At 69.7% G+C, this 12,314-nt stretch carries 13 protein-coding genes; 4 read left to right on the top strand and 9 right to left on the bottom strand.

The features are described 5' to 3' along the window. The first annotated feature begins 18 nt into the window (after positions 1-18). Complete coding sequence (locus ACFZCY_RS14425; protein ID WP_391172438.1) at positions 19-1,275, top strand: cytochrome P450; 1,257 nt, start codon at positions 19-21, stop codon at positions 1,273-1,275. Between the two features lie 86 nt (positions 1,276-1,361). On the opposite strand, the gene ACFZCY_RS14420 is transcribed toward ACFZCY_RS14425, so the two are convergent. The 3 genes from ACFZCY_RS14420 to ACFZCY_RS14410 all read right to left on the bottom strand — a co-directional run bounded on the left by ACFZCY_RS14420 (position 1,362) and on the right by ACFZCY_RS14410 (position 3,066). Continuing rightward, on the bottom strand, positions 1,362-1,583 hold the full coding sequence (locus tag ACFZCY_RS14420; RefSeq protein WP_391172436.1) for a hypothetical protein: 222 nt from the start codon (positions 1,581-1,583) through the stop codon (positions 1,362-1,364). A gap of 76 nt (positions 1,584-1,659) precedes the next feature. Further along, a complete protein-coding gene (locus ACFZCY_RS14415) occupies positions 1,660-2,247 on the bottom strand; it encodes a hypothetical protein (protein WP_391172434.1) in 588 nt (195 codons plus the stop codon). Positions 2,248-2,304: 57 nt separating this feature from the next. Further along, a complete protein-coding gene (locus tag ACFZCY_RS14410) occupies positions 2,305-3,066 on the bottom strand; it encodes a TSUP family transporter (protein WP_391172432.1) in 762 nt (253 codons plus the stop codon). An 82-nt stretch (positions 3,067-3,148) separates the two neighbouring features. Between ACFZCY_RS14410 and ACFZCY_RS14405 the strand changes: the two genes are divergently transcribed. Both ACFZCY_RS14405 and ACFZCY_RS14400 read left to right on the top strand, forming a co-directional pair. Continuing rightward, the gene (locus ACFZCY_RS14405; RefSeq protein ID WP_391172430.1) at positions 3,149-4,078 is read left to right on the top strand and encodes a LysR substrate-binding domain-containing protein; all 930 of its coding nucleotides are present in this window, start codon (positions 3,149-3,151) and stop codon (positions 4,076-4,078) included. 191 nt (positions 4,079-4,269) lie between these two features. After that, positions 4,270-5,460 carry an alginate lyase family protein gene (locus ACFZCY_RS14400; RefSeq protein ID WP_391172428.1) on the top strand — a complete coding sequence of 397 codons (1,191 nt, stop codon included), beginning with the start codon at positions 4,270-4,272 and terminating at the stop codon, positions 5,458-5,460. Positions 5,461-5,491: 31 nt separating this feature from the next. On the opposite strand, the gene ACFZCY_RS14395 is transcribed toward ACFZCY_RS14400, so the two are convergent. From ACFZCY_RS14395 to ACFZCY_RS14375, 5 genes are read right to left on the bottom strand one after another with little or no spacing between them, the layout of a single operon-like run. Next, positions 5,492-6,514 (bottom strand): oligopeptide/dipeptide ABC transporter ATP-binding protein, encoded by a 1,023-nt coding sequence (locus ACFZCY_RS14395; protein WP_391172425.1) that lies wholly within the window; start codon positions 6,512-6,514, stop codon positions 5,492-5,494. Beyond that, a complete protein-coding gene (locus tag ACFZCY_RS14390; RefSeq protein WP_391172423.1) occupies positions 6,507-7,520 on the bottom strand; it encodes an oligopeptide/dipeptide ABC transporter ATP-binding protein in 1,014 nt (337 codons plus the stop codon). The genes ACFZCY_RS14395 and ACFZCY_RS14390 overlap by 8 nt, the downstream gene beginning before the upstream one ends. After that, positions 7,517-8,482, bottom strand: coding sequence for an ABC transporter permease subunit (locus ACFZCY_RS14385; protein ID WP_391172421.1), 966 nt, complete (start codon positions 8,480-8,482; stop codon positions 7,517-7,519). The genes ACFZCY_RS14390 and ACFZCY_RS14385 overlap by 4 nt, the downstream gene beginning before the upstream one ends. Positions 8,483-8,496: 14 nt before the next feature. Beyond that, on the bottom strand, positions 8,497-9,426 hold the full coding sequence (locus tag ACFZCY_RS14380; protein WP_391172419.1) for an ABC transporter permease subunit: 930 nt from the start codon (positions 9,424-9,426) through the stop codon (positions 8,497-8,499). 1 nt (position 9,427) lies between these two features. Further along, positions 9,428-11,032, bottom strand: a complete 1,605-nt coding sequence (locus tag ACFZCY_RS14375; protein ID WP_391172417.1) for an ABC transporter substrate-binding protein — start codon at positions 11,030-11,032, stop codon at positions 9,428-9,430. 312 nt (positions 11,033-11,344) lie between these two features. Between ACFZCY_RS14375 and ACFZCY_RS14370 the strand changes: the two genes are divergently transcribed. Beyond that, on the top strand, positions 11,345-11,590 hold the full coding sequence (locus tag ACFZCY_RS14370) for a hypothetical protein (protein WP_361472722.1): 246 nt from the start codon (positions 11,345-11,347) through the stop codon (positions 11,588-11,590). Between the two features lie 2 nt (positions 11,591-11,592). Here ACFZCY_RS14370 and ACFZCY_RS14365 read toward each other — a convergent pair whose 3' ends face one another. Further along, the gene (locus ACFZCY_RS14365) at positions 11,593-12,213 is read right to left on the bottom strand and encodes an L-threonylcarbamoyladenylate synthase (RefSeq protein WP_391172415.1); all 621 of its coding nucleotides are present in this window, start codon (positions 12,211-12,213) and stop codon (positions 11,593-11,595) included. Between the last annotated feature and the right edge of the window lie 101 nt (positions 12,214-12,314).

Here is a 12,314-nt window from a genome sequence, read left to right as displayed (position 1 = left end):
CGACCTGGAGGTAAGCCCGTGGAAGACCTGCCCATCCGCGCGACTCCGGACGATCTCGCCAGCGTGAACCTTGGAGACCCGCAGACATTCGCGGATTACGACCTGAGTGACTACTGGCGCACGCTGCGGGCGACCCAGCCGCTCTACTGGCATCCGGCGGTCGGGGACGCTCCCGGCTTCTGGGTGCTCAGCCGGTACGCCGACATCGTCTCCCTCTACCGGGACAACGCCACCTTCACCTCGGAGCGCGGCAACGTCCTGATCACGCTGCTCGGCGAGGGTGACTCGGCGGCCGGAAAGATGGTCCCGGTGACCGACGGGCAGCGGCACAAGGAGCTGCGCAATGTGCTGCTGAAGGCGTTCTCGCCGCGCGTGCTGAGCCGGATAGGCGAGAGCGTCCGCCAGACCACCCGGACGCTGCTGGCAGCGGCGGTCGACCGTGGCGCATGCGACTTCGCGCTGGATGTCGCGAGCAAGATCCCGATGGCCACGATCTGCGATCTGCTCGGGGTTCCGGACGAGGACCACGACTACATGCTCACCCTGACCAAATCCGCGATCAGCTCGGACGACCAGGGGGAGTACTCCGAGGCGGCCGACGCCGCCCGCAACAACATCCTCCAGTACTTCCTCGACCTGGTGGAAGATCGCCGGGCCGCGCCGCAGGAGGACGTGGTCAGCGTGCTGGCCAGTAGCACGATCGACGGCGAGTACCTCAGCGAGGACGAGATCGTGCTCAACTGCTACAGCCTGATCCTCGGCGGGGACGCGACCAGCCGCCTGGCAATGATCGACTCCGTGCACAGCTTCGGCGCCAATCCGGATCAGTGGGCGGCGTTCAAGCGCGGCGACGTGTCCGTCAAGTCGGCCACGGAGGAGGTGTTGCGCTGGGCCTCACCGACCATGCACTTCGGCCGTACCGCGGTGCGGGACACGCACATTCTCGGCACCCGCATCAAGGAGGGTGATGTGGTCACCGTGTGGAATGTCTCGGCGAACCGTGACGAGAGCGTCTTCGCCGACCCGGACCGGTTCCTCATCGACCGGTCGCCGAACAAGCACATCGCGTTCGGGCACGGTCCGCACTTCTGTGTCGGCTCGTATCTGGCAAGGCTGGAGATCTCCGAAATGCTGCTCGCGCTGCGCGACTTCACCAGCGGCTTCGAGATCGTCGGGCCGGTCAGGCGGATCTACTCCAACCTCCTCACCGGGATCAGCAGCCTGCCGGTGCGTTTCGAACGGGTGTCGGCCGATGTGGAGGAATTGGTGCTCTGAAACGCCGCTGCCGGGTGCTGCTGACCCATCCGGACGCCCGTTCCCGGTCCCGCCGCGGTCGGCGGCAGGACCGGGAACGGCTCGAATCAGGGGTTCCAGTGGGGCGGCTGCTGGAACACCTCCTGGAACGAGTCCTGCCGGCCCTCCGCCGCCGTGCCCGCCGACGCGAGGAGAAGACCGAGTCCGGCCAGCGCGAGCAGGGGCGTCAGCAGGGTGTCACCCGCGATGCCGACGACAAGTGCGAGGGTCAGGACGCGCACGGCGAAGGCCCGCAGAAGCCGAGCGGCGTCGGATGATGAAGGGTCCACGTTTCTCTCCTCACTGCTCCCAGCGCCACGACGCCGGACGCGCCATGGGTTCGATCGGTACGAGGCAGGCGGATCGTCATTCACCGGGTCCGTCGTGAGAGAACCCCGGCGGATCGGGGACGCTGCCGATATGCCGCCCGGCGTCCATCCGGACCAGGCCGCCGGACACCGGCGCGGTGCCGAGGTCACTGCCCCCGTCCTCGTGGCGCAGTACCCAGTCATCGAGGTCGAGCGCCGCTTCCAGCGGTTCCCTGGCCATGTAGGCCCGCCACCAGCTCACCTCGCCGAGGGCACCGGCGGGGCCGGCCCCCTCGGGGGACAGCAGTTCCTCCCGGAAGCGCGCCTCGGCCGTCGCGAAGCGTCCCCGCGCGGTGTGGGGCGCTACGTCCAGGACATCCCCGATGCGTTGCCAGCTCGCGCCGCCCAGTCGCTCGAACACGGCGGCGGCTTCGAAGAACCGATGCGCGGCCCCGAGCACTCGGGCGGCGTCGGCCAGCGTGGCGCCCGGGGAATGGACGGTGCCATCGGGATGCAGCTCGTGCTCGCCGATCGGGACGGCGGCGCGAGCGAGGTCGGCCAGTTCGCATGCCTCGTAGGCCATCACCAGTCGCGCTCGCGTCGCATCCGTGTACGGTGCGGCGGCTTCAGTGTCGCCTTCGGTCATGTCAGTCAGCCTCAGCTCCGACGATTGAGGGAAGATCACCACGGCTCCCCCGAGTGGTCAGCCGCGTAAGAAATACAGGACGGTCATGGTCACCGCGGTGGTCAGGATGATGCTCCGCAGCAGCCAGGCGGAGAGTCGGCGTCCGAGGTGGGCGCCGGCGAAGCCGCCGGTCACCGCGCCGGCCAGCATGGCGGTGAGAACAAGCGGATTGCTCAGTGCGTCCGATGCGATGAGGAACAGCACGGTCGCGCTGAGATAGATGGCCGCGAGCTGGGCGATCCGCATCGGGTTGCTGACCGCGGTGTCGAGGCCGAGGCCGATGCTCCACACGGCCAGCATCATGATGCCTACGGCACCGCCGAAGTATCCGCCGTACAGGGCGAGGAGGAACTGGCCGATCAGTACGGTGCGGGGACTCATGCCGACAGGGCGGCCCAGGGCGGCGCTTAACGCACCGGAGAGGCGGCGCCCGAAGGCGAGGATCACCGTGGCGAAGGCGAGCAGCCACGGCACCGCGGCGTCGAACGACGCCGCCGGCAGCGTCAGCAGCAGACCGGCGCCGAGCCCGCCCCCGACCACACTGATCGTTGTCAGGGCTCTTATGGACGTCGCCCCGACCGGGGTGAGTTCGCGTCGATAGACCCACGCGCTGGCCACCGCCCCGGGTACGAGAGCCACGGTCGAGGACGCGTTCGCCGTCACGGGGGACAGGCCCGCCGCGACCAGAGCGGGCAGCGCCACGAACGTGCCGCCACCGCCGATGGCGTTCAATACTCCGGCGGCCCCGCCGGCCAGCAGGACAAGCAACATCTCGGACACGTGCCAAGCGTCACCCGTGACCGGTGAGCGCACAATGCGTAATCGGCGAACGCAGCATAAGGCTGTGCCATAGGCTCACACGGTGCGCTATGACCTGGACGACCTACGGCTCTTCCTCGACATCGTGGACGAGGGGTCGATCACGGCGGGTGCTCGCCGGATGCACCTGAGCCTGCCCTCGGCCAGCGCCAGGGTGCGCTCGCTGGAGCACCACGCCGGCGTGGCACTGCTGATCCGGGGCCGGCGGGGAGTGAGACCCACCCCCGCGGGGACGACACTGGCCCGCCACGCACGCGACGTTCTCGCCCAGACCGCGCGCCTCGAAAGCGCCGTGGCGAGCTACACCCGGTCCCCTGCCGCTCCACTGACCCTGCTGGGCGGGGGTTCCGCGATGCATCGACTCGTGCCGCAGGCCCTGGTCTCATTCCTCCGTGCGCACCCGGACGTTGACGTCACGGTTTCCGAGAGCCGCACCCCACAGACCGTGCGGATGCTCGCCGACGGCGAGGCGGACCTGGGGGTCGTTCTCGACGACGAGGCCCGCGACTGCGGCCTCGAGATGGAGCCCCTCGGCGACGACTCCCTCGTTGTGATCGGCCAGGCCGGCGGGATTCTCGCCGGGCGCACCGCGTTGGCCTACAGCGAGGTCGCCGAACACCCTATGGTCGGACTCAACGCCGACTCCTCGCTGCGGCGCTGGATCGAGAAGCACCTCGGCCCGCACGCTCCGGTCGTGCGATACCGCACCAGCGTCGCCAGCCTCAACATTCTCGTCGCCCTCGCGGCCGCCGGCGTCGGGCTCGCCGTCGTGCCGCGCCGCGCCATCGACCCCAACCAACTACTCGACGTGTGTCACCTGCAGGATGCCTGGTCACGCCGCCGGCATCTGCTGGCCTGGGGCGCCAAGACGCGGACCGCCTCGACGGCCACCGCGGCGCTTGCCGAACACCTGCGGCGCGCGGCACTGTCCGAGCCGACTTCCCGCAACGGACACCCAGAACCCGGCAAGTAGCCGGCTGACCGAACATCGGACACGTTCTTGCTCGTCCAGATCGGCCGCACCGCCGCGTCACAGTGACCTGTCATGGACAAGGAGATGAACACGATCCACATATGAGTATTGACATGTTCACGACCTCTCTCTATGGTCCAGGCCAATCCTGCGCCACCGCGTCCCCCATCGAGCATGGAAGAGGTCATCGGATGGCACGAACCAGAACCGCCCTGCTCGGCGTGCTCGCCCTGCTGGCCGGACTGCTGAGCCTTCAGCTCACCGGACCGGCCCCCCGCGCGACCGCCGCGCCGACCACGTTCACTCACCCCGGAGTGCTGGTGAGCCGGGGGCAACTCGACTACGCCCGGGCGAAGGTGCAGGCCGGCCAGCAGCCCTGGAAGGCCGCCTACGACGACATGATGGACAGCTCCTACGCCTCACTGTCGCGTAACCCCAAGCCCCGCGCCGTCGTGGAATGCGGATCGTCCTCCAACCCCAACTACGGCTGTACCGACGAGCGTCAGGACGCCATCGCGGCCTACACCGACGCGCTCGCCTGGTACTTCACCCGGGACAGCCGCTACGCCAAGAAGGCGATCGAGATCATGGACGCCTGGTCCGCGACCATCACCGATCACACCAACACCAACGCCCCGCTGCAGACCGGCTGGGCCGGATCCACCTGGCCGCGCGCCGCCGAGATCATCAAGTACACCTACGACGGCGGCTGGTCGGGCGCCGGCCGCTTCGCGACCATGCTGCGCGACGTCTACCTCCCCGAGGTGATCAGCGGCGCCGAGACCAAGAACGGCAACTGGCAACTGGTCATGACCGAGGCCGCGATCGGCATTTCCGTCTTCATCGAGGACCGCACCAGCTACGACAAGGCCGTCAGCACCTACCTCGCCCGCGTCCCGGCGTACGTCTACCTGACCAGTGACGGCGATCTGCCCAAGCCGCCCGCGGGCAGCAGCATCGACACCGAGGCCGAGATCGTCAAGTACTGGCAGGGCCAGAGCACCTTCGCCGACGGCCTCGCCCAGGAGACCTGCCGCGACTTCGGGCACACCGGCTGGGGCCTCGCCTCCATCGCGGACATCGCCGAGACCAGCCGCATCCAGGGCCAGGACCTCTACCCGAAGATCCAGGACCGGCTGCGCTACGCCCTGGGCTTCCACACCTCCTACGAGAACGGCGCCACCGTGCCGTCCTGGCTGTGCGGGGGCTCGGTCAAGAAGGGCCTCGACGAGGTCACCGAGGTCGGCTTCAACGCCCTCCACAACCGCCTCGGCATCGCCATGTCCAACACCCAGAAGTACACCGAGGCGCACCGGCCGTCCGGCACCGACAACTACTTCAGCGCCTGGACGACCCTCACCCACGCGGACAACCCGTCCTGACCGTCCACGTGACGCGCCCGACCGCTCCACCTCAGCCGTCCAGCGGAAAGTGGCACAGGCCCTCGTGCGGGTCCCGGCCCGGGTTCGCCGTGGCGTCGCGGGTGACGGCCGGGGGAGCGGTCTCGGCGCAGCGGGGCTCGCTCTTCCAGCAGCGGGTCCGGAACCGGCAGCCCGAGGGGATGCCGTACGGGGAGGGGATCTCCCCGTGCAGGGGAATCTCCTCCCCGGGCGCCGCGCCGGACACATCGAGCCGGGGAGCGGCCGACATCAGGGCGGCGGTGTAAGGGTGCAGCGGCCGGTCGAAGACGTCGTCGGCGCGGCCGTGTTCGATGACCTTGCCCAGGTACATCACCGCCACCCGGTCGGAGATGTAGCGGACCACGGACAGGTCATGGGAGATGAACACATAGGAAACGCCGAGCCGCGTCCGCAACTCGGAGAGCACATTGAGGACTTGGGCCTGCACCGACAGGTCCAGCGCGGACACGGGCTCGTCGCACACGATGAGGTCGGGTTCGAGGGCCAGCGCGCGGGCGATGCCGATGCGCTGCCGCTGCCCGCCGGAGAACTCGTTCGGGTAGCGGTGGGCGTCGCTCTCGCGCAGTCCGACGAGGGACAGCAGCCGGGCGATCCGGCGGTCCCGCTCGCGCGCCGTGGGCACGATGTCGCGGTGGGTGCGCCACGGCTCGCCGATGAGATCGGCCGCGGACATGCGGGCGTTGAGCGAGGCGAACGGGTCCTGGAACACCATCTGCACCCGGCGCCGCCACGCCAGCAGCTCCCGGCCCTTCAGTGTGAACGGGTCGGTGCCGTCGAAGCGCACCGTTCCCGCGTCCGGCCGCTCCAGCCCGAGCACCACCCTGGCCAGGGTCGACTTTCCGCATCCGGACTCGCCCACCAGACCGAGGGTCTCCCCGCGCCCCACCCGGAGGTCGACTCCGTCCACCGCGGTCAGCCTGCGGCGGCCGTGGCCGAACGACTTCGTCACGCCGCGGACGTCGAGCAGCGGCGTTCCAGGGCTCTCGGACACTTTCCCGGACGCATTCTCAGCCACGGTCCAGCTCCTCGGAGAAGTGGCAGGCGGCCGAGCGCGAGGCGGCCACCGGCTCCAGGGGCGGGCGCTCCCGGACGCAGCGCTCAGCGGCCAGCGGGCATCTGGCCTGGAAGACACAGCCGGACGGCACCGCGCTCAGCTCGGGCGGGCTGCCCGGTACGGCGGGCAGCGGGCGGCCCCTGACGGCGTGTTCGGGCACGGAACTGAGGAGCGCCTTGGTGTAGGGGTGGCGAGGGCGGGCGAAGACGTCCCGCACCGGGCCGGTCTCGACCACGGTGCCCGCGTACATCACCACGACGTCATCCGCGTGCCGGGCGACCACCGCCAGGTCGTGGGTGATCAGCACGAGCGCCATGTCCCGCTCGGTCTGCAGATCCCGCAGCAGCCGCATGATCTGCGCCTGTACGGTGACGTCGAGCGCGGTCGTCGGCTCGTCGGCGATCAGCACATCGGGGTCCAGGGCGACGGCCATCGCGATCAGCAGCCGCTGACGCATGCCGCCGGAGAACTGATGCGGATACGAGCGGGCCCGCAGCCGGGGCTCGGGGATGCCGACGCGTGTCATCAGCTCCACCGCCTTCTGCGCGGCCTGGCGCCGCGACAGCCCGCGATGGATGCGGAACGGCTCGGCGAGCTGCCGGCCGACCGGCTGCACCGGGTTGAGCGCGGCCAGCGCGTCCTGGAAGACGATCGACAGCACGGGACCGGCCAGCTTTCTGCGCTCGGCCCGGCCGAGCCGCACCACATCGGTGCCGGAGACCCGCACGGCTCCGCCCGTCACCTCGGCCACCGGGTCGAGCAGCCCGGCGATGGACAGCGCGGTCATCGACTTCCCGCAGCCGGACTCGCCGAGAAGCGCCAGGGTGCGCCCCTTGTGCACACCGAAGCTGACGCCGTCCACGGCGCGGACCGTGCCGGAGGGGGTGTGCAGATCGACGCGGAGCCCGTCGACCTCGAGCACGGGACGGCCGGTCGCGGCGGGCGCGGGCAGGGCGGACGGGTTCACGCGATCATCTCCGGGGGTACGGCGGCCCGGTTGCCGCGCCGCTTCCGGGGCAGCGTCAGCCGCCACCGCTGTCCGGGGTCCGTGGCCAGGCGCACCCAGGCGGCGAGCACCGTGGCCGACACGGTGGTGAGCATGATGGCGAGCCCCGGCAGCACGGCGATCCACCAGGCGGTCCGGAGGTACTGCCGCCCCTGGGCCACCATCAGCCCCCAGCTCACCTCGGGCGGCTGGATGCCGATACCGAGGAAACTCAACGACGACTCGGTCAGCATGACGAAGCAGAAGTCGAGCGTGGCCACGGTCAGCAGTGTCGGCAGCGCGATCGGCAGCAGGTGCCGGTAGATGATGGCCGAGCCGGGCGTGCCGAAGGTCCGGGCCGCGTCGACGAACAGCCGGCTTCTCAGCTCTGCCGACTCCGCGCGGGCGGTGCGCAGATAGACGGGGACGCGGGCGACGGCGAGGATCAGCACGATGTTCATCGCGCTGGGCGCGAAGACGTACAGCACGACCACCGCGATCAGCAGGGACGGAAAGCTGAGGATGACATCGGCAACGCGCATCGCGACGTTCTCGCGCACGCCTCCGTGATACCCGGCCCACAGCCCCAGGGCGGAGCCGATCAGCAGCGAGCACAGCACGGCGGGCACCGCGATGGACAGCGTCGTCCCGGCGGCGTCCACCAGCCGGGCCAGCACGCTGCGTCCGAGGACGTCCGTGCCGAGCAGCCCGGAGAGGCCGTGGTCGAGGGAGGGCGGACGCAGCGAGGCGCGCAGGTCCTGCCGTACCGCCCGGTCGCCGAGGAACAGGCGCCCGAACAGTGCGACGAGGAACACCAGGGCCAGGACGACGGCCGCGGCGGCCGCCGTCCGGTCCCTGCCGAGCAGAAGCCACCAGCGGGGCGGACGGGAGCGCGACGAGGGAGTGGCCGCGTCGGAGGGTGAACGGCCGTCGGGGGCGGGCATGGTGGCTCCTTCGCTCACGCCGGTACCGCCTGGCGCACTCGGGGGTCGATCAGCGCGTGGCAGACGTCGACGAGGATGTTCAGCGCGAAGATCGTCACGGCGGTGAGCAGGACGGCGGCCTGCAACACCGCGAAGTCGCGCTGCAGAATCGAGTCGATCATGAGCTTGCCGATCCCGGGCCAGCCGAAGATCGTCTCCACCACCACGGCGCCGTTGACGAGGCCGACGGCGAGATCCCCGGCGACGGTCAGCACGGGCGTGACGGCGTTGCGCAGGGCATGCCCGAACACCACGCGCGTGGCATCGGCACCCTTGCTGCGGGCGACCTTGACATAGGGCGCGGACAGCGCGCCGACCATGCTGCCGCGGACCACCTGCACGAGCACTCCGAAGGGGCGGATCAGCAAGGTGGCCAGCGGCAGCACCCACACCTCAGGACCGCCCAGGGTGCCGGAGGTCGGCAGCCAGCCCAGCCCCACTCCGAAGACCAGCACACCCATGATCGCGAACCAGAAGTCGGGAATGCTGGCCGCGGTCATCGACAGCAGACCGGCGAGCCGGTCGACGGCCGACTGGGGCCGGTAGGCGGCCAGGCTTCCGACCAGCAGGGCGCCGAGGACCGCCAGCAGCATGGTCATGCCCGCGAGCTGGAGGGTCACGGGAAACGCCTCCAGCACCATCGAGTCGGCGGACTCCCCGGTGCGCAGCGATGTCCCGAAGTCGAGCCGCGCGGCATTGCCGAGGTAGTCCCACAGCTGCACCGGGATGGAGTCGTCGAAGCCGTGGGCGGCGGAGAAGTCCGCGCGCTGCTCGGGGGTGGCGCTCAGCGGGAGGTAGAGGTCGACGGGGTTGCCGGTCAGGCGGGCCAGGCAGAACACGCCCAGTACCACGAACACCAGGGGGATGGCGCTGGAGATGATGCGCTTGCGCAGGAAGGACGCCATGTCAGGGGTTCCCCGCCTTCCGTGCCTTCACCGGCCGCACCCCGGCCAGCCGCATCTCGTCCCCGGTGGCGGAGTCCGGGCGGTATCGCACCGAGGGCGACAGACCGAGGAGCCCGCGCATATGCGCCAGATAGGCGTACTGCGCGACCTTCTCGTTCTGGTAGGCGAGCACCTCGGCGAAGGCCTTCTGCCGGGCCTTGCCGGACAGCGCGTTCGCCGCGGCGATGCGGCGGTCGAGGCGCGGGGTGCCGAAGGTGGACTGGGGGCCGTCGCTCAGCAGGTACTGGCTGGTGGTGAAGGCCGCGTCCCCGGCCTGGTTGCCGTGCATGATCAGCAGTGCGATCGGCCCGACGCCGCGGGGGAGCGGGCGCAATTGGTACTGGAGGTGGGTGGCGGTGTCCGCCATCCGGATCCGCACGTTCAGCCCGATGCGCGCCATCTGGTACTGCAGCGCCTCGGCCACCTCCGCGATCCCGGCGAACTGGCCGTTGCGCGCGACGAGGGTGATCCGCCGGTGGACGGGGACGCCGTCGGCGGCCGCCTGCCCGACCAGCGCGCGGGCCGCGGCCACCCGGTACGGGGTGGTGGCCAGGTCGTCGTTGTGGCCCACCACACCGGGCGGGACGAGTTGTGCGGCGGGCTTGGCGAGCCCCCCGAGCAGGGCGTCCACGATGCCCGTGCGGTCGATGGCCATGCCGATTGCCTTGCGCACCCGGATGTCGTCCAGCGGTGCCTCACGGCCGTCCAGCCGCAGGGCGGTCGTCTCGTTGTTGGGGTAGGCGACGGTGGTGTCCTTGGACGCGTCCACGGGGTCCAGCGCCGTCGCGATGTCGGCCTCACCCTTGTCGATCATCGCGGCCCGGACACTGGCGTCGCTGCGCCAGACATATCTGGCGCGGGGATAGGCGGGGGCCTTGCCCCAGTAACTTTCGTTGCGGGCAAGAGAGATCGACACGCCGGTCTCCCATTTTCTGACGGCGTAGGGGCCGGTCCCGATCGGTATGCGCACCTTGGCCCGGGTGTCGGTGGTGCGCGGCACGATCTCGATGAAGCTCAGCCGCAGCGGGAGGATGGGATCGGCCTTTTCGGTGGTGACGGTCAGCCGGGTGGGGCTGACCGCGCGCACGCGGAGCTTCTCGTCGCCGAAGACATAGCCGTCCACGTTGCAGGCGAGATCCGAGTTGACGGCGCGTTCGATGGAGAAGGCGGCGTCCTGAGCGGTGAACGGCCGCCCGTTCTGGAAGGTCACGCCCGAGCGGATGCCGAAGGTCCACGTCGTGGGCTTGGTCTGCTGCCAGCCGGTCGCCAGCAGCGGTTCCAGCTTGCCCGAGGTCGGGTCCCGTTCAACCAGTGGTTCGGTGACGTTCGAGCGGACGACGACTCCGGTCGCGGTCAACGAGGACTCACAGGGCTCCAGCGTCGGGGGTTCCTGAGTGAGAACCACCCGCAGTGTGCCGCCGCCGGCGCTCCCGGCATCACCCGCGGCGTCACTGTTCGCCACGGCACACGCGCTGGTCAGCAGCATGGCCCCCGAGAGCGCGAGGGTGAGCGCGGGGCGCGCCCGGCCCCGCCTCGGCCGCCGGTTGGAGCGTACGGAGGATCTCATCCCGGGCGACCTCCGAGGGTGCTGACGCGGTGCCGCGGGAGACGCGACACTCGACCTGGCCGTCTACACTTGCGTACTCGGTCTGCATTTATAAACGCCGAAGCTAAGGCGGAGGTGGCGGGGCGTCAAGAGATCTGACAAAAGGCGCCGTTGGACGAACTCCCGGGCCCCGGCAGGCCGCTTCCCGGCGTGCCGGTGCGCCGGTGTGAAGTGTGGTGTGTGAAGGGGGTGTGATCGGTGGACCCTGCCTGCTCAGCGGGGTGGCCGATGACCTTAGACTGCCCTCGTCTTCAAGTCGATCAGGAGCACCACATGCAACGCCGCCTCGCCCCCGCCCTCGCTCTCGTGGCCGTGACCGCCCTTGCACTCACCGGGTGCGCGCAGGACTTCGACAAAGGCCCGGAGGGGAAGGTCACCGAGAAGGTCAAGGACGGGAAGAAGTTCTATCTGGTCGTCGATCCCGCCAAGGGGGGCGCGGAGAAGAAGTTCCGGGTCAGCAAGTACGACTACCACGACTGCAACCGGGGCTCGAAGTACCCCAAGTGCATCGACGATTAGTCCTATTCGAACCGCGCGGTGTCGCCCGCTCCCCGGCGTACGATCTGGGCCTCACCGTCGGAGAAGTCGATGACCGTGGTCGGCTCGGTGCCGCAGTCTCCCGAGTCGACCACGGCGTCCACCACGTGGTCGAGCCGTTCCTTGATCTCCCAGCCCTGGGTCATCGGCTCGTCCTCGCCGGGCAGCAACAGGGTGCTGGACAGCAGCGGCTCACCGAGGGCGGCGAGCAGCGCCTGGGTGACGGCGTGGTCCGGAATCCGCACCCCGACCGTCTTCTTCTTCGGGTGCGGCAGCTGCCGCGGCACCTCCTTGGTCGCCGGGAGGATGAAGGTGTAGCTGCCGGGCGTCGCCGCCTTGATCGCCCGGAACACATCCTTGTCGATGTGCACGAACTGACCCAGCTGCGAGAAGTCCTGGCACACCAGGGTGAAGTGGTGACGGTCGTCGAGATTCCGGATCGACCGGATCCGGCTGATGCCGTCGCGGTTGCCCATCTGGCAGCCCAGTGCGAAACAGGAGTCCGTCGGGTAGGCGACCAGCGCGCCGGAACGGATCCTGTCGGCCACGTTGCCGATGGTGCGCGCTTGGGGATTGTCGGGGTGAACATCGAAGTACTTCGCCATCCGCCGAGCGTAGTCGATCGTCCGGATCCTGCGCAGAGTGATGATCTGGAAAGGTCGCGGGGAGGGCGGTACCTCACCGCGCTGTGAAAACACCGTTACGA

The sequence above is a fragment of the Streptomyces sp. NPDC007983 genome, assembly GCF_042958345.1.
Classification (GTDB): Bacteria; Actinomycetota; Actinomycetes; order Streptomycetales; family Streptomycetaceae; genus Streptomyces.
This window is presented reverse-complemented; position numbering and strand designations above follow the sequence as displayed.

Excerpts from the sequence above, each read along its gene's own strand:
- ACFZCY_RS14385 (WP_391172421.1), bottom strand. The coding sequence starts at position 8,482 with ATGCCCGCCCCCGACGGCCGTTCACCCTCCGACGCGGCCACTCCCTCG.
- ACFZCY_RS14380 (WP_391172419.1), bottom strand. The coding sequence starts at position 9,426 with ATGGCGTCCTTCCTGCGCAAGCGCATCATCTCCAGCGCCATCCCCCTG.
- ACFZCY_RS14375 (WP_391172417.1), bottom strand. The coding sequence starts at position 11,032 with ATGAGATCCTCCGTACGCTCCAACCGGCGGCCGAGGCGGGGCCGGGCG.
- ACFZCY_RS14365 (WP_391172415.1), bottom strand. The coding sequence starts at position 12,213 with ATGGCGAAGTACTTCGATGTTCACCCCGACAATCCCCAAGCGCGCACC.
- ACFZCY_RS14400 (WP_391172428.1), top strand. The coding sequence starts at position 4,270 with ATGGCACGAACCAGAACCGCCCTGCTCGGCGTGCTCGCCCTGCTGGCC.
- ACFZCY_RS14415 (WP_391172434.1), bottom strand. The coding sequence starts at position 2,247 with ATGACCGAAGGCGACACTGAAGCCGCCGCACCGTACACGGATGCGACG.
- ACFZCY_RS14370 (WP_361472722.1), top strand. The coding sequence starts at position 11,345 with ATGCAACGCCGCCTCGCCCCCGCCCTCGCTCTCGTGGCCGTGACCGCC.